General features: G+C 35.5%; 23 protein-coding genes. 9 read left to right on the plus strand and 14 right to left on the minus strand.

The annotated features are described in order from the left end of the window. Positions 1-66 precede the first annotated feature (66 nt). The 14 genes from AYC65_RS10100 to AYC65_RS10165 all read right to left on the minus strand — a co-directional run bounded on the left by AYC65_RS10100 (position 67) and on the right by AYC65_RS10165 (position 13,861). On the minus strand, positions 67-1,230 hold the full coding sequence (locus AYC65_RS10100; RefSeq protein WP_034869032.1) for a cysteine desulfurase family protein: 1,164 nt from the start codon (positions 1,228-1,230) through the stop codon (positions 67-69). A gap of 117 nt (positions 1,231-1,347) precedes the next feature. Then, entirely contained in the window at positions 1,348-1,932 is a 585-nt protein-coding gene (locus AYC65_RS10105; protein ID WP_034869034.1) for an HAD-IB family hydrolase, read from the minus strand. 25 nt (positions 1,933-1,957) lie between these two features. Continuing rightward, positions 1,958-2,842: a decaprenyl-phosphate phosphoribosyltransferase gene (locus AYC65_RS10110; RefSeq protein WP_034869035.1), complete on the minus strand. Its 885-nt coding sequence runs from the start codon at positions 2,840-2,842 to the stop codon at positions 1,958-1,960. A gap of 98 nt (positions 2,843-2,940) precedes the next feature. Further along, the gene (locus AYC65_RS10115; protein ID WP_034869037.1) at positions 2,941-3,633 is read right to left on the minus strand and encodes a YiaD family glycine zipper/OmpA-like lipoprotein; all 693 of its coding nucleotides are present in this window, start codon (positions 3,631-3,633) and stop codon (positions 2,941-2,943) included. 21 nt (positions 3,634-3,654) lie between these two features. Next, on the minus strand, positions 3,655-4,125 hold the full coding sequence (locus tag AYC65_RS10120) for a lipocalin family protein (RefSeq protein ID WP_034869249.1): 471 nt from the start codon (positions 4,123-4,125) through the stop codon (positions 3,655-3,657). Positions 4,126-4,218: 93 nt separating this feature from the next. Next, positions 4,219-5,901 (minus strand): S8 family serine peptidase, encoded by a 1,683-nt coding sequence (locus tag AYC65_RS10125; RefSeq protein WP_034869038.1) that lies wholly within the window; start codon positions 5,899-5,901, stop codon positions 4,219-4,221. A gap of 6 nt (positions 5,902-5,907) precedes the next feature. Then, positions 5,908-6,516 carry a WbqC family protein gene (locus AYC65_RS10130; RefSeq protein WP_034869040.1) on the minus strand — a complete coding sequence of 203 codons (609 nt, stop codon included), beginning with the start codon at positions 6,514-6,516 and terminating at the stop codon, positions 5,908-5,910. Further along, positions 6,509-8,113 (minus strand): signal peptidase I, encoded by a 1,605-nt coding sequence (gene lepB, locus AYC65_RS10135; RefSeq protein ID WP_034869041.1) that lies wholly within the window; start codon positions 8,111-8,113, stop codon positions 6,509-6,511. The genes AYC65_RS10130 and lepB overlap by 8 nt, the downstream gene beginning before the upstream one ends. 62 nt (positions 8,114-8,175) lie before the next feature. Beyond that, entirely contained in the window at positions 8,176-8,874 is a 699-nt protein-coding gene (gene dapB, locus AYC65_RS10140; RefSeq protein WP_034869043.1) for a 4-hydroxy-tetrahydrodipicolinate reductase, read from the minus strand. A 99-nt stretch (positions 8,875-8,973) separates the two neighbouring features. Continuing rightward, on the minus strand, positions 8,974-9,597 hold the full coding sequence (locus tag AYC65_RS10145; protein WP_034869044.1) for a DUF5683 domain-containing protein: 624 nt from the start codon (positions 9,595-9,597) through the stop codon (positions 8,974-8,976). Positions 9,598-9,651: 54 nt separating this feature from the next. Further along, positions 9,652-10,542: a ParB/RepB/Spo0J family partition protein gene (locus tag AYC65_RS10150; RefSeq protein WP_078404769.1), complete on the minus strand. Its 891-nt coding sequence runs from the start codon at positions 10,540-10,542 to the stop codon at positions 9,652-9,654. Beyond that, complete coding sequence (locus tag AYC65_RS10155) at positions 10,532-11,326, minus strand: ParA family protein (RefSeq protein WP_034869047.1); 795 nt, start codon at positions 11,324-11,326, stop codon at positions 10,532-10,534. Before AYC65_RS10155 ends, AYC65_RS10150 begins: the two co-directional genes overlap by 11 nt. Before the next feature lie 163 nt (positions 11,327-11,489). Continuing rightward, positions 11,490-12,320, minus strand: coding sequence for an energy transducer TonB (locus tag AYC65_RS10160; RefSeq protein WP_034869048.1), 831 nt, complete (start codon positions 12,318-12,320; stop codon positions 11,490-11,492). Between the two features lie 254 nt (positions 12,321-12,574). After that, positions 12,575-13,861: an adenylosuccinate synthase gene (locus tag AYC65_RS10165; protein ID WP_034869050.1), complete on the minus strand. Its 1,287-nt coding sequence runs from the start codon at positions 13,859-13,861 to the stop codon at positions 12,575-12,577. A 223-nt stretch (positions 13,862-14,084) separates the two neighbouring features. On the opposite strand from AYC65_RS10165, the gene AYC65_RS10170 reads away from it, so the two are divergent. The 9 genes from AYC65_RS10170 to AYC65_RS10210 all read left to right on the plus strand — a co-directional run bounded on the left by AYC65_RS10170 (position 14,085) and on the right by AYC65_RS10210 (position 22,817). After that, positions 14,085-14,603: a TlpA family protein disulfide reductase gene (locus AYC65_RS10170; RefSeq protein WP_034869052.1), complete on the plus strand. Its 519-nt coding sequence runs from the start codon at positions 14,085-14,087 to the stop codon at positions 14,601-14,603. A gap of 113 nt (positions 14,604-14,716) precedes the next feature. After that, on the plus strand, positions 14,717-16,405 hold the full coding sequence (locus tag AYC65_RS10175; protein ID WP_034869053.1) for a DEAD/DEAH box helicase: 1,689 nt from the start codon (positions 14,717-14,719) through the stop codon (positions 16,403-16,405). 138 nt (positions 16,406-16,543) lie between these two features. After that, positions 16,544-17,182, plus strand: a complete 639-nt coding sequence (locus AYC65_RS10180) for a DUF47 domain-containing protein (RefSeq protein ID WP_009085057.1) — start codon at positions 16,544-16,546, stop codon at positions 17,180-17,182. A 20-nt stretch (positions 17,183-17,202) separates the two neighbouring features. Continuing rightward, positions 17,203-18,339, plus strand: coding sequence for an inorganic phosphate transporter (locus AYC65_RS10185; RefSeq protein ID WP_034869056.1), 1,137 nt, complete (start codon positions 17,203-17,205; stop codon positions 18,337-18,339). Between the two features lie 93 nt (positions 18,340-18,432). Continuing rightward, positions 18,433-19,404, plus strand: a complete 972-nt coding sequence (locus tag AYC65_RS10190; protein ID WP_034869057.1) for a polyprenyl synthetase family protein — start codon at positions 18,433-18,435, stop codon at positions 19,402-19,404. 5 nt (positions 19,405-19,409) lie between these two features. Further along, positions 19,410-20,375: a GSCFA domain-containing protein gene (locus tag AYC65_RS10195; RefSeq protein ID WP_034869059.1), complete on the plus strand. Its 966-nt coding sequence runs from the start codon at positions 19,410-19,412 to the stop codon at positions 20,373-20,375. Positions 20,376-20,436: 61 nt separating this feature from the next. Further along, complete coding sequence (locus tag AYC65_RS10200) at positions 20,437-21,204, plus strand: TatD family hydrolase (protein WP_034869061.1); 768 nt, start codon at positions 20,437-20,439, stop codon at positions 21,202-21,204. A gap of 286 nt (positions 21,205-21,490) precedes the next feature. Then, positions 21,491-21,676 (plus strand): bacteriocin-like protein, encoded by a 186-nt coding sequence (locus AYC65_RS10205; protein WP_034869063.1) that lies wholly within the window; start codon positions 21,491-21,493, stop codon positions 21,674-21,676. A 43-nt stretch (positions 21,677-21,719) separates the two neighbouring features. Continuing rightward, complete coding sequence (locus AYC65_RS10210) at positions 21,720-22,817, plus strand: TlpA disulfide reductase family protein (protein WP_059333887.1); 1,098 nt, start codon at positions 21,720-21,722, stop codon at positions 22,815-22,817. The last annotated feature ends 49 nt before the right edge of the window (positions 22,818-22,866 follow it).

A 22,866-nucleotide genomic window follows, 5' to 3' on the forward strand; every position in this document is an offset into this window, starting at 1 on the left:
TTCTTATTATTTCAGTTTAATTTAAGTCTACAAATTTACACAATTTATTATACCTGAATGTCTATATCAAACATTCATTTTTTCGATAGTACCTTCTTTAATCTCTTCCAGCGCTTTAGCCAAAGCATCTATATCGGATTTTGAAGTCATATGACTAAAAGAAAGACGAAGCGGAGTACCGTTATCCATTTGCTCGTCTGTAAGTATTGACATCATTACCATAGAAGGCTTAGCAGCCCCTGAGCTGCAAGCACTACCCTGAGATACTGCAATTCCTTTCATATCCAACTGTAAGCCGATAAGCGGGTTCTTAAATGGTAAAAGTACGCTTAATAAAGTGTAAAGACTGGTGCCTCTTTCTGCACTATGTCCGTTGAATAGTACTCCCGGTATCTTTTCTGTTAATTTCTCTATTGTATAAGCCTTAATCTCCTCCATATGGTTAGCATATTCATCCATATGCTCTACTGCAATATCCAAAGCTTTACCTAATCCTACAATACCTGTTACGTTTTCTGTACCGGCACGAAGGCTTCTTTCCTGAGATCCGCCTACAATAATCCCTTTAAGCCCGGATGACTTTCTTACAAAAGCAAATCCTGCTCCTTTAGGGCCATGAAATTTATGAGCACTGCATGATGCGAAGTCAACCATAATTTTAGAGAAATCTAAAGGCATATGCGCGACAGTCTGTACTGTATCTGAATGGTATAAAGCGTCGTATTGCTTGCAAAGCGCAGCAACTTTCTCTATATCCAGTAAGTTTCCGATTTCGTTATTTGCATGCATCAGAGATACCAAAGTTTTCTTCTCAGAATTCTGAAGAAGGCTTTCGAGCTTTGCAAGATCAAAATCACCTTTACTGTCCGGACGAAGATAAACTAACTCTACACCTCTCATTTTTTTCATTTCAAGGCATGCTTCTGCAACACATTTATGCTCCATAGGAGAAGTAATAATGCGTTGTACTCCCAGATTATCTACACTTGATCTTATGATCATGTTATTAGACTCTGTCCCACAGGAAGTGAAAATAATCTCAGCAGGTGTTACATTAAGGTAAGCCGCAACTTTACGTCTGTTCTCCTCAATTATGGCTTTTGCTTCCTGCCCTATACTATATGTGGAAGATGGATTCCCGTACTGGGTTTTCATCACATCTACCATTGCATCAATTACCTCTTCCAAAAGGGGTGTTGTCGCTGCATTATCAAGATAAACTCTATCCATTTTAGATCTCTCGTTGTTATTATGTTTTTACATTATCATTAATATACTATTGCAAGGAGAAACATAAAAACGTTCATTAATATTCCCCTTCGAGTGCCTTGTATTCAAATATTAAAATTAGTGAAAAAATTTGAAATACCCTTCATCTGCCCACTCCAGCATTGGCTTGTCTCCGGAAGTATCGCCGAAGGCAATGGTCTTGTCGAACCTTGTTAAATCTATCGTTCTTTTTATCCGAGTGACTTTTTCGGGCCCGTTACAATTTCTGGTTGCAAAATCTCCTGCAAATTTACCATTTACAAATTTAGCTTCTGTAGAAATATATCCAAAATTAAAATGCTCGGCAAATGGCTTTACCCAGATGTCCAAAGATGCGGTTACCAGATAGGCCGTTGCATTCTTATCTATGTTTTTAAAAAAATCCAGCGCATTTTCTCTCATAATGCTGTTTTTGTATTCTTTAAAAAAATTCTGAGCAAGCTCTTCCAGCTTTTTTTGCTTCTCATCTTTTAATATAGAAGTAATGAAGCTTTTTTTCACCCTCTCTGTATTCGCCAGTTTCAGCTTCATCATTACAAACAACGGAACATGTTTCATAAATTGAAAATAATAACGTCCCGGGTTATAAAACCTAAGAAATAGAAACATTGTGTCTTTAGTCGTTATCGTTCCGTCAAAATCAAAACAGTACAATTTTTTCATTTGCAAGGTGTTTTAATGATGTATTTTATTTTTTGAAATAAATCTGTAATAAAAATGCTATAAGCCATAGCAGCATTGTAGCTTGTATATAGTGGTCTTTATAAATAATTTTTGTTGGGGATTCTGTTTTATTATACACTAAAGTCTGCTGCAAATAGCGTAGAAAAGCAAAAACAACAAAAATTACAGTATAAAAAACCCTCGGATGAAATTTCTGCTGTACCTCCGGTGAGAGCGTAAACATCAGATAACATACAATCGCCAATGCACAACTAATAGATAAAGCAATATCGGCAAACTGAACATTATAACCATCCAGGGCTTTTCTGGTTTTACCATTAATCTGAGCATTGATAAGTTCGCCTCTTCTTTTTCCTATTGCCAATACTAATGCCAGAATAAAAGTAAGTAGTATTGCCCACTGGGAAACCACAATTCCGGTAATATAACCTCCCGCTAAAACTCTGAGTACAAAACCTGTAGCAATAATACAAATATCTACAATAGCAACATGTTTTAATTTAAAGGTATAGAGAATATTAATAACAAAGTAAGAGATGATGACTGTAGCAAATTCCTGTATTTCCAGACCCCGATTTTGCATATACAAGGTAAAACCTACCGCTAATACGATCAATAGAACGAATATACCAATAGCTGTCTTCTTACCTATAGCACCACTAGCCAATGGTCTGTTTCGCTTTTCAGGATGACGCTTATCCAGTTCTATGTCCATATAATCATTTAGAATATAGATACAGCTTGCTGTAAGAGAAAACACAATAAAAGCAACACAGCTCTTAGAAAAAAGATCTGTGTCCATTATTTTTCCGGAAAAAAATACAGGCAAGAACACAAATAAATTCTTCACCCACTGCTCAACTCGTAAAAGTTTTAAATACTTCTTCATTTATAATATACTGATGCAAAAGTAACGATTATAATAATCATAAAGAAAAACCACTGCCAAGGCAGTGGTTTTTTTATATCAAAGCTAAAAAGGCTTAATTATCTACCTTGCTTAGCGTCCTGAATCATTTTATCATTTGCAGTAATTGCAAACTCTACTCTTCTGTTCTGAGCTCTTCCTGCATCAGTATCATTAGTAGCAATAGGTTCTGCTTTACCCATACCTTTTGCTACAAAACGACCTCTTGAAAGACCATTAGCAACGAAATAGCTGATTACAGAGTTTGCTCTTCTTTCAGATAATCCGATGTTGTAAGAATCTGTACCCTTAGCATCTGTATGTCCGTAAACATTGATATTAGTATCCGGGTTGTTTTTGAAAACAGGGATCAACTTATCTAAGTTAGCTTTAGCTGTTGGAGTAAGTGTTGCAGAGTCGAAGTTGAAGTTAATTGTATTTTCGTTAAGGATAACTTTAATTCCTTCTCCTACTCTCTCTACTTCAGCACCTGGTAAAGCCTGGTTGATTTCTCTAGCCTGCTTGTCCATTTTGTTACCGATAACACCACCAGCAACACCACCAAGAATACCACCTAATACAGCACCGATGGCACCATTACCACCACGACCGATATTGTTTCCTAAGATACCTCCCAGTACAGCACCACCAGCAGTACCGATAGCTGCACCTTTCTGTGTATTATTAGCATTTTGTACAGCTTCACAGCTAGTTAGTAATAAACTTCCTGACAGGAATAAAGCTGCTACGCTTGATTTATTTAAATATTTCATTTTTTTTAATTTTAAAGTAGATTAGTTAATTTTCTGGAAATGGTATACAACGTTTACCGGTGTGGAAGAATCTCCAACAGTCTGTACTAGCTCAAATGAATCTGGTGACTGATTTTGTAACTGAAGGAAATAACCAGCTGTTACAGTTTTTGCTTTAGTTCCGTTTGGAATTTTCTTGAAAGAGAATTGTCTGTCAGTTGTTACGTTAAACTTAAACTGAGTGTTTACACCTGGACAAGCTGCTTCCGAAATAGAATAAGATCCTGTATTATTGTTCGGAACCAATTTCCACTGGCTACCAACGAAACAATTAATATCAACTCCCTCATCGAAAGGTTTGATCTTATAGTTTTTATCATAATCTACATTAGTAATCTGCCAGGTACCCTTTAAACTGTAATTGTCATTACGTGCACTCTGTGCCTGATTTGCTGTTGAACAGGAAACGGCTACCATAGAGCCAAACAATCCCGTAAGTAATAGATTTTTCATAAATTGTTTATTTATATAAAGGTAATAAAAAATTGTGCCAAAAATTCCGAAATCAAAAAAAAACATCTTCGTGTGAAGATGTTTTTTTTCATGTTATTTCTTAACCTTTGTTTTAGATTTTACAGGAAGCTTTTTCCCTGAAGTGTAAAAGTTATTATAGGCATATTCTGCTGCCTTATAAAGATCCATTACGCCTCCGGATCTGGACATGTAATTGAATGTATTATTTACCTTACGTCCTTCGATACCAGCATCTGCTGTAGACTTATTCGCTGTTTTTACAATTGCCTCAATAATTTGGGCAGGTGTAAGTGTCGGCATATAAGCTAACAAAACAGCAGCAGCTCCGGCAACAACTGGTGAAGCCATAGAGGTACCCTGAAGGTATTTATACTTACCATCCGGTACTGTAGAATATATTTTCTCACCAGGAGCGAAAATATCTACCATTTTCTGGTTATAGTTGGAGAATGAAGCTCTCAATTTACTATTATCGTTTGTACTTGCTCCAACAACAATTACATTATTTACAAAAGGCTTTTCATCCGCAGGATCTTTAAAATTGGTAGGAAAAGCTACATGCTCACTAATGTCTTCATTTTCATTACCAGCTGCTTTTACTAAAAGTACACCTTTATCCTGTGCATATTTAAATGCTTCCCATACTTTGTCTTTACCCGGAGAAACAGGCTTTCCAAAGCTCATATTCAATACTTTTGCGCCATTATCTACAGCATAGCGGATAGCATTAGCCACATCTTTATCACGTTCATCACCATCCGGAACAGCTCTTACCGTCATAATCTTGGCAACTCTGGAAGCTACTCCATACTGAACTTCTTTACCATTTGGTAAACCTGCAATAATCCCTGAAACATGGGTACCGTGTTCTGCATCTGGCCCTTCATAATGGTTGTTACCATACTTTGTTTCATTTATATCATTATAGTTGTCTCCTACAATAGAGCGTGGATCATAGTCCAGATTAAACTGTTTAGTCGCCTGTACTTTATAATGCTTTATACCATCCTCTATTTGTTCTGAGAAAACTTTTTGTAGGTCATTACCACTTTTACCAGCAAGATCACCGTCTTTTGTCATATTATCCAGAATACCTACATAATTAGCTTCAAGACCATCTTTAGGCACAATAGCCTTTACATTTTCCGGTGTTAATGCCTTACCTCCCAATAACCCTACAATTGCTGGAATTCTGTTTTTCAGCTCCATATAAAACACATAGTATTGCTGTGCTTCACCATTCTTAGCTGTATAAATATCTTTCGACTTCATATACAGATCAAATTCGGCAGGCATTTTTGCCTGATTAGCTTTATTTGCAGCTGAATCAGCTCCTTCAAAAAGAGGTTTGTATTTCTGAATTACTCTGGTGACTTCCTGAGTATCTACATCCACATCACCATTTTTACCACCCTGGAAATTCCAGCCGTGGATATCATCTACATATCCGTTGCCATCATCATCGATTCCATTACCTGGTATTTCCTTGGTATTAACCCACATATTCTTTATAAGTCCCGGATGATCCACCTCTACTCCGCTATCCAAAACACCAACGATTACCGTTTGTGGTTTTAGTCCTTTTGATTCTAAGAACTTATAAGCTTTTTCAGTATTAACTCCGTAAACTTTGGTTGTTGCAAAATCTTTATGATACCAGGTTTCCAGATCCTTATTTTGCTTATCGGAGGTTTCCTGTGAAAAACCAAAAGTAAATGCTGTCAGAAAAGCAGCACTTATAAAGAATTTTCTCATAACTTTTTATTTAAAATTTTTAAGGTATGTTGCAGATTCCGGGCCAAGATTGCATAATAAGTCCACAATAGACAAATTTGGAATATAGCCTGACTTATCCGAAAATACCTGATAATATTCTTTTGAAGCTGAGTCTGTATTCTTCTTTGCTGAAAATGAATCTCTAAAGTCAGTAGCTTCAGGTTCTCTTTCATACGTGGAAGTAGATGCAAACGCTTTCTCAGTTTTCAGTATTTTTAAAATAATATTTAAAGCCCGAAGGTTAAATTCCATTAAACTTTCTGTCTGAACGGAATAAATATCTTCCAGCTGGTGCTCGTAAAACTCGAAATAAGGAGAACTCTGATAAGCCGTTTTAATTGACTTCCAGTGCAGCTTTTGCCAATTCTCGGCATAAGAAATCTCCGTTTCTTTATACAACCTGCTTCCGGTATGCTTGGTTGGAATAATCAGCGCAAGCTTACCATTGGCACCATAAATTTCTGTACGGTTCCTATAGGTTTGTTTAGGGAAGTTTTCCCACTCTTCAAATACAACATCATTATTCTCATCCAGATACTCTGCAAACCACTGTACTGGCGGCAGGTAGAATATCGGAAGAAGTACATTATTCATCTTCTTTCTTTTTCTTAAACATTTTAGTAAAATAATCCCATCCAAAGAACAATACCAATACGAGTACAGCAATCCACCAATAAGATGTTTTGTTCATATCGCCGGTATTAGATGCTTTGAACATACGATCCCATCGAACTTTCTTTGGTCCTTCATCAAAAACACCCTGTACACTTAACCATGTAAACATAGGCTTACCTACGATGTACTGCTCCGGAACGAATCCAAAGAAACGGGCATCAAGGGAAGCATCTCTGTTGTCCCCCATCATAAAGTAATAGTCCTGTTCTATAGTATACTGGTTAGATTCTTTACCATCGATAAAGATTTTACCATTTTTATTTTCCAGTTTATGACCTTCATACTTATGAATAATCCACTGGTATTCCGGTAAATTATCCTTATTTACAGCGACAACATCGCCCTTTTTAGGAATTTTAAGCGGACCATACTGATCTGCATTCCATGGCTTATTAATAGGGAATATAGATTGAGCTGTATCGATTTTAGCTTTAGTTTCCTGATTATAATAGCTAATTGCAGCTTCTCCTTTCGGATTGATGACTTCTTCCATCTTGGTTACTTCCGGAAGGCTCTTTATTTCAGCAGCAGTTTTATCTGTTAATCCCTGGAACTGATAAACATATCCTCCGGTAGGCATTTCTCCTTCCTGTAGAGGCAAATAGCCATATACTTTCCAAAGACGGTTTACATCCAATGCAGAAGAAGTATATACTAAGTAAGAATGCTGCACTTCTGCATCACCCATTATTTTTTCAGGCTGATTATTCACAAATAATCTACCGTTTCTCATTTCAATAACATCTCCCGGAACACCTACTACCCTTTTTACATAAGGATCTTTACGATCTATTGCAACGTGTGCAGAGTCTCCAGGATAGTTGAATACTACGATATCATTTCTTTCTACCTTTTCCCAACCCGGAAGTCTGAAATAAGGAAGCTTCACACCATCTACGTAAGATTTCGTAGCTTTTTTAGGGTTAGCACTTCCTCCTATAGTTCCCTGTAAGAAAGGAATTGCCACAGGTCTCATTGGAAAACGGTAACCATAGTTCAGTTTATTTACAAATAAGAAGTCTCCAACCAGAATTGTTCTTTCCATAGAGCCGGTAGGCACGCCAAACGGCTGGGTTATAAACGTGTGAATAACGGTTGCAAAAACAACAGCATACACAACAGAACCCCAGAAACCATCTTTCTTTTTTCCTTCCTCTTCTCCCTGCAGTAAAAATTCTTTATAGATTTCTGTATCTTTTGAATAGTTAACTACCGCCATGTAGATAAAAGGCAGTACAACCGTAAGAACTCTTTGTACAAAAGAAACCTTACCAAATTTCTTCATTAAAAATAAATGAAAAACGGACATCATAATGGGTCCTACAATTGGTAAATACGACAATATTGACCACCATTTAGGGTGCTCAGTTTCCTTCAGTATTATTGAATAATTGTAAAAAGGTATAAATGCAAAAATAGGATTATATCCCATTTTTTTAAACAGCTTCCATGTAGAAATCCCCATTAATACACTCAGGATTAATACATAAAAGCAATATGTAAGAACGTAATTCATCAGTTTCTGATTTGATTAATCTTTATTTTTTCAAATGATTAGTTATAATTTCGGGGTAAATGTTACAAACCCAACACATCATTCATGGTGAAAACACCTTTTTTATCTTTGATCCACTCTGAAGCAACAACTGCACCTAAAGCAAAGCCATTTCTGTTGAAAGCTGTATGCTTGATCTCAATTTCATCCACTTCCGAACGGTAATATACACTATGTGTACCCGGAACTTCATTTTCACGAATAGCAAATATACCTAATTCTTTGCCTTTCGTTTCTTCTAATTTCCATGATTCAAAACCTGAATTTCCAATAACTCCTTCTGCCAATGTAATCGCTGTACCACTTGGAGCATCTAATTTATGAATGTGGTGGATCTCTTCCAACTGAACGTCATATTCAGGAAAAGGACTCATCATTTTTGCCAGCCTTTCATTAAGTGCAAAAAATAAGTTTACTCCTAAACTAAAGTTGGATCCGTATAAAAATGCAGTATTCTTTTCAACTGCTAATCTTTCTATTTCAGGTTTTTTTTCAAGCCAGCCTGTTGTTCCACATATTACAGGAATTCCAAGTTCCAAACAGTTTTTTATATTTTCATAAGCTGCTTCCGGGTTAGAAAATTCAATAACAACATCCGGATTGTTCAGATTATCAGCTGTTGGTGTTTCTTTTAATCTGGCTACGACTTCATGGCTTCTTTTCTGGGCTATCTCATCGATAATTTTACCCATTTTACCGTAACCTACTAATGCTATTTTCATTAGATAACTTTTATTTTTTATTGATCTGATGAAACCTTACGGGCAATTATCCTAAGATAAAATCACCTGTAAGGTTTCATTATAATTTATTCGAATATTTTAAAATCTGTATCGTATTCCTATGCCAGGCTTAGAAGGCTCAAACCCCGTAGGATCCATAATAACCACTGGTGCAAATGCCAAATCAGGATCATTCTTAATTGGAGCTAAATGGGCATCTACCACCGCATCTATAATACTCAACAGATAAACTCCAGCTGTAATAGCAATTGCATAATCTCTCTGTCGCTTGGCCCTATCCTGTGTACGTCCCAGTACGTCTTTGGTCACTCCTGCAATTCCGGAAAACTCATGCTTCTGACCATTCAGTTCTGCAATAAAAGCTTCCCGATAACGTCTGTATTGCTTATCATTCCACATTGCAATTCCTACTCCTGTACCGATAGCCCCTAAAACAATAGGAATTTTCCAGTATTTTTTATTATAAGCCTGCCCCAATCCCGGTAATATTGCAGCATATAATCCTGCTTTTGTGGGACTTATTTCAATTATTTTTTTGGGAGCTGCATTTACCATATTGATGTCTTTCATAACATCATCTGGTGTTTTCTTAGCACTAAGCGTATCTGTAACCGAAGGGCTTTTTATTGTATCATTGACTTTCTCCTGAGAAAAACAAAATACAACGATAAGCGTACTAAAAAAAACAATTAATTTTTTCATTCGTCTATTTTTCGTTAACCACTTTTAGTGGCTGGTATTTACGGAACGAAAGTCTCATTCCCCTATAAGTTTCAAAATTCTCTCCAGATCTTCTTCTGAAGCAAAATCTAAAATAATTTTACCTTTTTTACCTTTTCCAACAGATTTAATTTCCACATTCAAGTCCAATGCATCGGAAATACTTTTCTGTGCTTTCTTCAAATGGTTAGGTAATTCTTTTATGGCTTTAACAGTTTTTTGTTTACTGTTCTTTAATTTGTTTACAAGCTCTTCTGCCTGGCGAACATTCAGGTTTTCTTTAACAATTTTCTGATAAAGTAATTCCTGTTGTGCTTCGTCCTGAAGACTTAGCAAGGCACGGCCATGACCAGCTGAGATCTCATTACTTCGGATAGCTCCCTGAATTTCAGGACTAAGCTTTAGCAAACGCAATGAATTGGTAATGGTACTTCTCTCTTTTCCGACACGGGAACTAAGATTTTCCTGGGTAAGACCTATTTCATCAATTAACCTTTGGTAGGTAAGTGCGATCTCGATGGCATCTAAATCCTCACGCTGTATATTCTCTACAAGAGCCATCTCTAATAGCTCCTGATCGTTCACCAATCTTATATAAGCCGGAATTGTTTTCAGACCGGCGATCTTACTGGCGCGGAAACGACGTTCTCCGGAGATAATTTCAAATTTATCTCCGTCCTTACGTAGTGTTACCGGCTGAATTATACCTAAAGCCAGAATAGACTGAGCAAGGTCATTAAGTGCCTTCTCATCAAAATAAGTACGTGGCTGACTAGAATTGGGATATATATCATCGATAGACACCTCTACTATATTGCCCACTAACTGCTCCGCACCGGCATCCGTTGCTGAGTTTACTGTGCCTTTGGTTTCAGCGCTAAGAATAGCACCTAAACCACGCCCCATGGCTCTTTTCTTATCTTTCAATGGTTTCTCTCTTCTTTTTGGTTTTTGACTCGTTCTTCAACAAAACTTCTTCTGCAAGCTGTATATATTGTATAGCTCCTTTACTTTCGGCATCGTACATAATGATAGACTCTCCAAAACTTGGCGCTTCACTCAATCTTACATTCCGGTTGATAATACTACTGAATACCATATCCGGGAAATGGGAATTAACTTCTTCAACAACCTGATTAGACAATCTTAAACGGCTATCATACATTGTAAGCAATAAACCTTCGATATCCAGATCCGGATTGTGAATTCTCTGAACATTTTTAATGGTATTAAGTAACTTACCCAGACCTTCCAAAGCAAAATATTCGCACTGGATAGGAATAATTACTGAATCCGCAGCAGTTAATGCGTTTATCGTAATAAGTCCAAGACTCGGAGCACAGTCGATGATAATGTAATCATAATCATTTTTAATCTCCTTCAATGCTTCTTTCAGCATGTACTCACGTCTTTCTTTATCTACGAGTTCAATTTCAGCCGCAACTAAGTCAATATGCGACGGCATAATATCCAGATTAGGAGAAGTGGTTCTCTGTATACATTCGCGTACATTCTTACTGTTTTCTAAAACATTATATGTAGAATTGTATACTTCTTCAACTCCTAAGCCCGAAGTTGCATTAGCCTGTGGATCAGCATCTATTAGTAAAACTTTTTTCTCTAAAACACCCAATGCAGAAGCTAAATTAACAGATGTAGTTGTCTTTCCTACGCCTCCTTTTTGGTTTGCCACTCCTATTATTTTACCCATTTTCAAGATTTAAGATTCAAAAATACAATTTTTTTAATGCTAACGCCTATCACAAAAGACGTGATCTTGTTAAATATTTGTTAAACAAGGCTTTATACCTTAAAAAAATTATCCACAAAAAAAACTCTTTGTGGATAATTATAGCAATTTTATCTGGTAAAATTTATTCAAATTTCATAGACACCGGAATTCTGAAATAAGATCTTACATTCTGACCTTCCAATTTAGCAGGATTCCATTTGCCTTTTACTGATTTTATCGTACGAATAGCCTCTGCATTAAAATCTCTGTTAGGGCCATCTGCTTTTATATTGGTAATTGTACCATCTCTTTCTACAATAAAGGTTACCATTGTTTTAATAACACCTTCTGTTCCATCCATTACACTTCCGTCAAAGTTCTCTTTAATCTTATTACGGAAAGAATCCAATCCTCCAACATAAGCAGCTTCAACATCAACAACAGTAGCAGGATCATTCGATAAAATCTTTGGTTGTGGTGGAGCAGGTACAATTTCATTTCCTGGAGTTGTTTTAATTGTCGGAGCCGGAATATTTGGATTCGTTGCAACTGGCCCTTCTACATTCTGTGTTCCAGAAACAGCATCTGGTGGTACCTTCGTCGTAATCTTCTCAATTGGTGGATTATTTACCGGAGTTGGCACCTGAGTATCAATTGTCTTTACAACTTTTTGTGGTTGTGGCTGAACTGGTTCCGGATCTTTTGGTTTTACAGGATCCTGAGGTTCATTAACAATAACCCCATTAAATAATGTTGGCGGCGGAACTTCAACTACTTTTGAATTTGCAAGATTGGTATAAATTATAGCCGCTGCTGTCAGTGCACCAAAGAAAAGAATCCCAGAAAAAAGGGCCCTATTCATATACTGCCCTGCCCGATTTCTCAGGTCATAGGCACCATAAAATTTGTTTCTGTTTTCAAAAACAATTTCATTCAAAGCGAACTCGTGGTTCAGATGTTGGAATGGCTTCATAGATTTGTGGTTTTGATGATTAAATAAAAAAATTAACACATATGCATCATTCAAATCAAAATTTATTCCAAAAAATTGTTAAAATCCAATAAGTATTTGTCAAATAATAACTTTTTTCTCAAAATACATATTCAAAAACCCTGGATTAAGAATAATATTAACCTTATAAACACTTATCCCCATCATTTTTTAATAAAAAAAGTTCCGGAAAATATTTTCCGGAACTTTTATATAATTCTGCTATTTCTTTTTTCTTAGAAAAGCTCTTTTCTGATAATATTCTGAGAACGCTCTGGTCCTACAGAAACTAAGTAAACATTAATACCTAAGTATTTTTCGATAAACTCAATATACTTCTTAGCTGTTGCAGGAAGCTCGTCATAGCTTCTTACTGTAGTAATATCTTCATCCCAACCTTCTAATTCTTCATAGATAGGCTCATAGTTATATAACTTGGTTGTAGAAGAAGTGAAGTAATCAATGATCTTACCATCTTCAGTTTTATAGTGTGTAGCAATCTTTAGTTTACCAAGACCTGTCATTACATCTAATTTAGTAATTACAAGATTGTTGATACCGTTAATCATACAAGCATGCTTTAAAGAAACAAGATCTAACCAACCTGTTCTTCTTGGCCTTCCGGTTACAGCTCCAAACTCACCACCAATTCTACGGATATTTTCTCCAAGCTCGTCATCCAATTCTGTAGGGAAAGGTCCGTTTCCTACTCTTGTACAGTAAGCTTTTGCCACACCAATAAGGTTTTGAAGAGATGTTGGCGGAACACCAGCACCTGTACAAACCCCACCTGTAGAAGGAGAAGATGATGTAACATATGGATAAGTTCCGAAGTCTATATCAAGCATTAAAGCCTGAGCTCCTTCAAAAAGGATATTTTTACCTTCTTTAATTGCTTCGTTTATTTCAAGCTCAGTATCTACAATTCTGTCTTTTAGCTTTTCTCCTAATTCTAAAAATTCATTGTAAATCTCTTCAACATCCATTTCCGGCTTATCAAAATATTTGGAGAACAAAGCATTTTTAAGCTTTAGATTTTTTTCAATCTTTTCTCTTAGTATTTCAGGATTTAGTAAGTCTACCATACGGATACCTACTCTGGAAATTTTGTCTTCGTAACATGGGCCGATACCTTTTTTGGTTGTTCCGATCTGCGTACCTCCCTGCTCTTCTTCTCTATAAGTATCCAAGAGAATATGATAAGGCATAATCACATGCGCTCTGCGGCTAATAAACACGTGATCTGTTTTCATTCCTTTATCTTCAATCTGCTGAATTTCTTTCAGGAAAGATTTAGGATTTACTACTACCCCATTAGCAAGGAAACATTTTCCACGGCATTGTAAAACACCTGATGGTAAAAGTTGCAGGACAAATTTATTATCTCCTACATATACAGTATGTCCTGCATTATCTCCACCTTGAAAACGTACTACGTAATCTGATTTAGCGGAAAGAACATCCGTAATTTTACCTTTACCTTCATCTCCATACTGAAGGCCTACTACAACGTAAGTTGACATATTTTACTATAAATTTAGATTCATGCAAAGTTAGCTCTAATTCATTTTTAAGACAAATTAAAATCTGATTTTTAAGAAGAAATCTTTATAAACCCCGAAGGAAAAGCTATTGGAAGTAATTAAATATCAGATTCTCTGAAACCACAGCATTATTATAGGATAAAAATAGTTGTTCTGTAATTCCTATATTTTATATAGCTTTGTTATAACAATTCAAAGAGACATGAAAAGAGCCATTCTATTTTTCGGAATAATTTTATCCGGTTTAACCTTCGCTCAGCAAACCCCTAAAGTATTAAAGACCTTATTTACAAAAGAAGCATTAGCACAGAAAATTACTGCTGAAAACGGAGATGTTATGTCTATTAAAGATGTGTTTAGTAAACATAAAGGAAAAGTTATTGTGCTCGATCTTTGGGCGGGATGGTGTAGAGATTGTATTCTGGCATTGCCAAAGGCAGAAGAACTGGAAAAAAACAATCCTGATGTTCATTTTGTATTCTTTTCATTGGATCGCAACAGAGAAGGATTTGACAAAAGCCTTGAAAAATTCAATATGAAAGGAAAAGAAAACTACTGGTTTTCCGAAGGATGGAAAAATAATTTTAATAATTATATTGATCTTAACTGGATTCCACGTTATCTGGTTATTGATCAGAAATCTAAGATTGCAAAATATTATGCTATCACTCCGGACGATCCGGAAATACAATCAACCATCAATAAACTCCTTAAAAAATAATCTTAAAAATAAGGTAATTCACTCAGCACATCTTAGTTAAATGATGTGCTTTTGTATTTATAAAAAAATGTTTAAGTTAAAAATCGTATCTTTGCAAAATATTTAAGAAATTAATGAATTTATTTACCGAAACCAATTTAAGTCCTGAAATTCTGAAGGCTATTGGTGAACTAGGCTACGAGAGCCCTACTGAAATCCAGAAACAAACAATCCCCTTTATATCATCAGACGTTAGAGATCTTATCGCTCTGGCGCAGACGGGTACCGGAAAAACAGCAGCTTTTTCCCTTCCAATTTTGGATATGGTAGATGACACAAGCCGCAAAATCCAATTTTTGGTATTGTGTCCAACGCGCGAATTATGTCTTCAGATTACAAAAGACATAAAAAACTACTCTAAATACCTTCCTAATATTAAGACTGTTGCCGTATATGGTGGTAGCAGCATTAATGACCAAATCAGATCGCTTCGTGAGAAACCGCAAATTATTGTTGGTACACCGGGACGTGTTATCGATTTGATCAATCGTAAATCTTTGGATTTTTCCAATATTCACTGGTTGGTATTAGACGAAGCAGATGAAATGCTTTCAATGGGCTTCAAAGATGATTTGGAAACAATCATCAGCGAAACTCCGGAAACCAAACAGACTTTCCTTTTCTCAGCTACAATGAGCAAGGAAGTAGAACGTATTTCTAAGAATTATTTGACTAAACCGCACAGAATTTCTGTAGGTTCTATTAACGAGGTTAAGAAGAACATTAAGCATGAATATTATGTAGTAGGATATCGTCAGAAAAAAGAAGCTTTGAAAAGGCTTATTGACAATAACCCGAATCAGTATTCTATTATTTTCTGCCGTACCCGTATGGAAACTCAGGAAGTTGCTGATTTCCTTATGCAAAATGGTTATGCAGCAGATGCACTTCACGGAGACCTTTCTCAGGCACAGCGTGATACTGTAATGAAGAAGTTCCGTTTAAAGAACATCGACATACTAGTTGCTACCGACGTTGCAGCAAGAGGACTAGATGTAGATTCTTTAACTCACGTTATACATTTCTCTTTACCAGATGATCCTGAAGTATTCGTACACAGAAGTGGTAGAACTGGTAGAGCTGGAAAAGATGGTATTTCCATTGCTTTAATAAAACCTGAAGAAAGCCGCAAGCTGAAGCAGATTAAGAGCCAGAGTAAAATCGAAATTGTTGAGAAAATAATTCCTACAGGACAAGAGATTATCAAAGCTCAGGTAGAAGGTGTTTTTGAAAAATTATTCTCTGAGCACGAAAATTATTTTGAATTTGATGCTTCTTTGATTCCAGATCTTTCTAACTTCACTAAAGAAGAACTTGTTGGCCAGTTATTACAGTTCCAACTTCGTGACATGGCATTATACTACGAAAATCGTAATGATATTGCTGAGCAGAAGTTTAATGGAAGGGATGATTCTGAAAGAGGAAGCAGACGTGAACGCAGTCGTGACAGAGATGGCAGGGACAGAGATAGAGACAGAAGCAGCAGAGACCGTGGGGATCGTAAATCCAGAAAGAAAAGCGAAAACATGGTACGTTTCTTCTTTAATCTAGGAAAGAGAGATGAACTGAAAAAAGTAGATGTACTGGATATCATTAATCAGTCTACTAAAAAATCAGGTAAAAAAGCTGACATCGGAGATATTGAAATTTTAGAGAAATTCACTTTCTTCGAAGTAGAAAAAAGCTTCAAAAATGAAGTAATGGGTAACATTAACAACAAAAAATACAAAGGCAGAGAGATGCGTTTGGAAGTTGCTAACTAATCTAACTTGCTTTATTCTAAATATTTAAAACACTGCCAAAGGGCAGTGTTTTTTATGTTAACAAAAATTAATATTTACCCCCGAAAACACAAATTCGTTTTACCGATATTTGCACAAACTTTTAAAGATTATATCATAATGGGAATTGGTAATATTTTCCACGCATTTCAACCAAAGGATAAGATTTTCTTTGTCCTTTTTGAGAAAGTAACAGACAATCTTGTCGAGATGTCAAATGAGTTTAACAACGGTTTAAAGGATTTTGATCTGAACGACGATTCAATGCTTAAAAAAATGAGCGACTATGAACACAAAAATGATGATCTTACTCACGAGATTTTTGTGGAACTAGGAAAAAACTTTATCACACCTTTTGACCGTGAAGATATCCATGAGCTGGCTACAGGTCTTGATGATATTGCTGATTATATTTATGCTTCTGCAAAGTATATTTATCTATACAAATCTCCACAACAAAAATCATACACAGATTTCTCTTTATTAATCCATAAAGCTTGTATCGAGATCCAGAATGCGATGAAGAACCTGAAAGGTTTCAAAAACATGGAGCAGGTAAAAGAAGCTTGTATTAAAGTAAACTCTATTGAAAACATTGCGGATGATTTATTATCCAACTCAATGGTAGAATTGTTTGAAACAAATGACGCTATAAACGTTATTAAAGTTTCGTCTGTATTAAACTATCTTGAAATCGTTACAGATAAGGCTGAAGATGTAGCCAATACTATTGAAAACATCATGATTAAATACGCCTAAACTAATATATAACACACAGAATGGATTTTCCTATTTTACTAATAGTTATTATTGCTTTAGCACTAATCTTTGATTATATCAATGGTTTCCATGACGCAGCCAATTCTATTGCCACAATTGTATCCACAAAAGTATTGACGCCATTTCAGGCTGTACTGTGGGCAGCATTATGGAATTTTGCCGCTTTCTTCCTTGCAGCGTATGTAATAGGGGAATTTAAAATTGGAAATACCATTGCTAAAACGGTTAACGAAAATTTCATTACTCTCGAAGTAATTTTCTCAGGACTTATTGCTGCTATAGCATGGAACCTGCTTACCTGGTGGTTTGGAATTCCTTCCTCTTCATCACATACTCTTATCGGAGGTTTCTTAGGCGCTGCTCTAATGCACGCTTTTGTTACAGATTACAACCAGATAGCTGCAGCACAACCGGGGCTTGGCTTTTTTGATACGTTCTCTTTAGCATTCAAGCAACTGACGACTCAGGGGGTTGTTAAATTTAATGTAGTAATCCCTATCTTCTTATTTATTTTCCTGGCACCTCTTATCGGGATGGTTATTTCAATTATCATTACACTGATTATTGTACATCTTTATAAAAGGAGTAATCCTCATAAGGCAGATCAGGCGTTCAAAAAACTACAGTTAGCTTCTTCGGCCCTGTTTAGTTTAACGCACGGTTTGAATGATGCGCAAAAAGTAATGGGTATTATCGGAGCCGCAGTAATCTTTTACCATGTAAACATTTTACAGGACGGATATGCTGCAATGCCTTCAGCTGACAGATTCAACTACTTTGCACAACATTACCTTTGGGTACCATTGGTATCTTTCCTTGCCATCGCATTGGGAACAATGAGTGGCGGCTGGAAGATTATCAAGACCATGGGAACAAAAATTACAAAAGTAACTCCATTAGAAGGTGTAAGTGCAGAAACTGCAGGAGCGCTAACATTATTCATCACTGAATATTTAGCTATTCCGGTTTCTACAACGCACACTATTACAGGTTCTATCATTGGTGTAGGACTTACAAAACGTGTTTCCGCGGTACGCTGGGGAATTACAGTAAGCTTACTTTGGGCATGGGTACTTACGATTCCAATCAGTGCTCTTGTAGCGGCTATTGCATATCTTATTGTAATATTATTCTAAAGTAAAACAATAAAGAAATAAAACTACCCTTTTCGGGTAGTTTTTTTATGTCTTTAAAGTCTGAAATGAAAGTAAAAACATTATTTTTGTAGTATGAAGTTTTTTGATCAATATCAGGACCTTGTTTCCGAGGGAATAGAGAAACATAAATTTACGCAGAAGCCAACTGAGCTATACGATCCCATTAACTACATTATCTCACACGGGGGGAAAAGATTGCGCCCGATGATGGTGATGATGGCATGTGATCTGTTTGGTGGTGATATGGAAACAGCTATAAAGCCGGCACTAGCAATCGAATTCTTTCATAATTTCACGCTAATTCACGATGATATTATGGACGAAGCGCCACTACGCCGTAATAAGCCTACAATTCATACTCTGCATGGTATTAATACCGGAATTCTTTCAGGAGATGCATTAATGATTAAAGCCTACCAATTCTTTGAAGATCTGGAACCGGAATTATTCAAAAAATGTGTGAAGATATTCTCTGAAACAGGAGCTGTACTATGCGAAGGTCAGCAGTTAGATATTAACTTCGAGAATATGCCAAATGTAACTTATCGTGATTATATGTTAATGATCACTAATAAAACAGGTGTACTGAGTGCTGCATCTCTTAAGATAGGAGCGCTTATTGGTGGTGCCAGCGATGAGCAGGCTGAATACCTTTACAACTTCGGATTACATATTGGTATTGCATTCCAGATTATGGATGATTACCTGGATGTATTCGGAAAGCAGGAGCAATTTGGTAAAAAACATGCCGGAGATATTTTTGAAAATAAAAAAACTATCCTATACCTTATCGCATTAAAATTTGCAAACGAAGAGGAACGCAGAGAACTAAACTTCTGGTATTCCAAGAAAACGGATAATATTGACAAAGTTTACGGTGTAGAAAAAATATTCCGCAGAACTAAAGTTGATGAGAAAGTACAGCGTCTGATCCAAAGACATAACGAAAAAGGTCAGCACTACTTAAATAAAATTAATCTTCCTGACGATAAGAAGCAGCCATTTATAGAACTTGCAAACTATCTGTTAAAAAGAGATTCATAATATAAATGCTTTTCAGAACTGAAATACAACTTGCCGAAAGCAAGCAGAAAATTCAGGCTGAAGATCGTATTTTCAGCATTGGAAGTTGTTTCGCTACAGAAATGGCTTCCATTTTTGCTTCCGGACAGTTACAAACCGTCAATAATCCTTTCGGAACAATATTCCATCCTATAGCTGTAAATAATGCACTAAAAAGGATTTATGAAGGCCGAGAATATACTGAAGAGGATTTCATTTACCATCAGGGAAAATACATCAGTCTGGATCATCATACGAGTTTTGATGATCAGTATCTTCATAAAAGTCTTGACAGAATTAACCAATCATTAAATGAAGCGGTTGAATTTTTAAGAGAAGCGAAATGGATTATCATTACCTATGGAACATCCTGGATATATGAATTTACAGAGCAAAACAGAATTGTTGCCAATTGCCATAAAATACCTCAGAAACATTTTACAAAAAGACTTTTGTCACATCTGGAAATTACTGATGCTATTTCGGAAACGATTAATATGCTGAAAGACATTTCCTCTGAAAAATTACAGGTACTATTTACCATTAGCCCTGTAAGGCATGTTAAAGATGGTATTGTAGAAAATCAGCGAAGCAAATCTTTACTGATTAATGCAGTTCATGAAATGGTAGAAGTATCAGAATATTGCGAATATTTGCCAATTTATGAAATTCTGATGGATGACCTCAGAGATTACAGGTTTTATAAAGAAGATCTGATTCATCCAAACAATCAGGCTATACAATACATCTGGGAAAAGTTTTCGAAAGCCTATATTACACCAGAAACTCTTGACTTTATGAAAGAGAATCTGAAAATAAACCAGGCGCTTATGCACCGCCCTATTCAGCATAATTCTGAAGAATATATTATTTTTAAAGAAAAACTGAAGGAACGGATTGCCCAGCAACAACAGAAAGTACATCACAATATTTTTCGTGATGTGAGAATTTAAAATTCTACGCTGTATATCCAGAAACAAACAACCTTTACAACAAACAATTGATAATAATAAAATGATTGATACTCACACCCACCTATACTCCGAACAATTTGATGAAGACAGAGATAAGGCTATTAAACGGGCTAAAGAAGCTGGTGTTGAAAAGTTTTATCTTCCTGCTATAGATTCAGAAACTCATGAAAAAATGCTGGAACTGGAAGCCCAATATCCAGACGAAATCTTTGCAATGATGGGCCTGCATCCTTGCAGTGTACAACCTGAAACCTGGAAAAAAGAACTTGCTCTGGTAAAAGAATATCTGGATAAAAGACCATTCTGTGCTGTAGGAGAGATTGGAATAGATCTTTACTGGGACAAATCTACATTGGATATTCAGGTAAAAGCATTTGAACAGCAAATTGACTGGGCTATTGAAATGGATTTACCAATCGTAATTCATACAAGAGAAAGCTTCAACGAAACTTTTGAAGTTTTAGAAAGAAAGAAGCACCCAAAATTAAGAGGTATATTCCATTGCTTTTCAGGGAACCTGGATCAGGCACAACATGCTATAGACTTAGGATTTATATTAGGGATAGGCGGTGTTGTCACTTTTAAGAATGGAAAAATAGATCAATTTCTAAATGAAATTCCACTGGACAAAATTGTTCTGGAAACCGACTCTCCATATCTGGCTCCTGTTCCCCACCGTGGCAAGAGAAACGAAAGTGCATATACAGCCTTGGTTCTTGGAAAACTTGTAGATCTTTATAAGAAGGACTATAAAGATATTGAGGCTATAACCAACCAGAATGCACTGAATATTTTTGGAATGAAATAAGTTAGACTAATTTTATAAAGCATAAACGTCATATATTATCATAATATATGGCGTTTTTTATTTAAAATAAGACAAGAAAATTTTAATAATAAACCGTAAAGACTACAAAACAATTCTAAATATAAGTAAAATATAATTTAAATAATTTAAATAATTTAAATAATTAAAAATAGTTATAATTTTAAATCATTTAACTAATTTAAAGTCATAATAATAAATAAAAATAATTATATACATTATACTATTTTAAAATGAAAATATAATTACTAATTCTAAAAAATACAAGATGAAAAATTTCAAAAAACTTTCAAGAACAGATTTAAAAAAGGTAACAGGTAGAGGATTAGCTTGTACCTATAGCTACAAGACAGAAATGGAAATTGGACAACGTTTTCAGGCGAATGCAGGTCATGGCCAGGTAGTGAATCGGCTTATTGTGACATTGGTGTCGGCAGTGGTCCATTACGTGTAACTTCAAATGGAGGAAAATCTCGCTGTTAAATAAAATACAAAACATGAAATTAAATACCTTCTACTTTATTCTCTTTCTATTATTTATTCTATCCTGCTCCAGAGATAAACAAACTGTGATTGAAGGTAATATTCCGAATCTACCTGACGGTACTGTATATCTATATAAAGACTGGGCAGGTAATAAAATTGATAGTACAAGATCAAAAAATGGTGTATTTAGCTTTACATATAAGTGGGATAATTCCGGTGAACCTGTCTATTTAGGTATAGATCATAAAGATGACAAAGGTATTTCCAGGCTTTTCAGCTTTCCTACACATGCAAAATACAGAGGTTCCGGCTGGAATACTTCAACCTTTCTTTCCGATTCTGTGATATCAATAAAAGGAAATATCAAAGATTTTACACCAAAAGAGCTTATGCTTACTGAGAAAGTAAAGTTAGTTGAAGGTCCCCCAATTATTACAGGCAGACAAACTGAAGTATATTATAATACAGATGGTGATTTTTTTGATAATGTAAAATCTAACAAAACTAATATTATTAAAGAAAAGATAAAACAATATCCATATTCTTATCATCTGCTATATAAACTGGTTCAGAATAAGAATAATTATAATGCTGATGAAATTAAAAGTTTTATGGAATCTTTCAAAGGTGACATTACCCAAAGTAGTACTTATAAAAAGCTTGAAAGTTATAACCAGAAACGTTTTAATAAAAAGGGTATTATGTTACCACTATTAGAGGATGAGAATGGTAATCAATTAAAAGTTATAGATACCAAGTATAAAAAGCATCTTATTATATTCTGGGCAAGCTGGTGCGGACCATGCAAAGCAGAAATTCCTTTGTTAAAAAAAGTACACAGTAAGACTGATGCTTCTACCGAGTTTGTATCGATCTCAATAGACAATGATGAGAATGCATGGAAAAAAGCATTAAAAGATGAAAAAATGGAATGGAAACAACTGATCGTAAATAGCAGCTCTCCAGCTTACGAATCTTTTCAAATAATTCTTAAACTAAACAATGCTATTCCTTATACAGTATTAGTAAATAATAATCTCAAAATATTAGCATCTTCAACCGGTTTATCTTCCGAAGAAGAATTAAATAAATTAATAGAAACGAATTAATATTGCCAGAAGCAATTATAAATAAAAAGCTCTGTAAATTACAGAGCTT

The sequence above is a fragment of the Elizabethkingia bruuniana genome (genome assembly GCF_002024805.1).
Taxonomy (GTDB): Bacteria; Bacteroidota; Bacteroidia; order Flavobacteriales; family Weeksellaceae; genus Elizabethkingia; species Elizabethkingia bruuniana.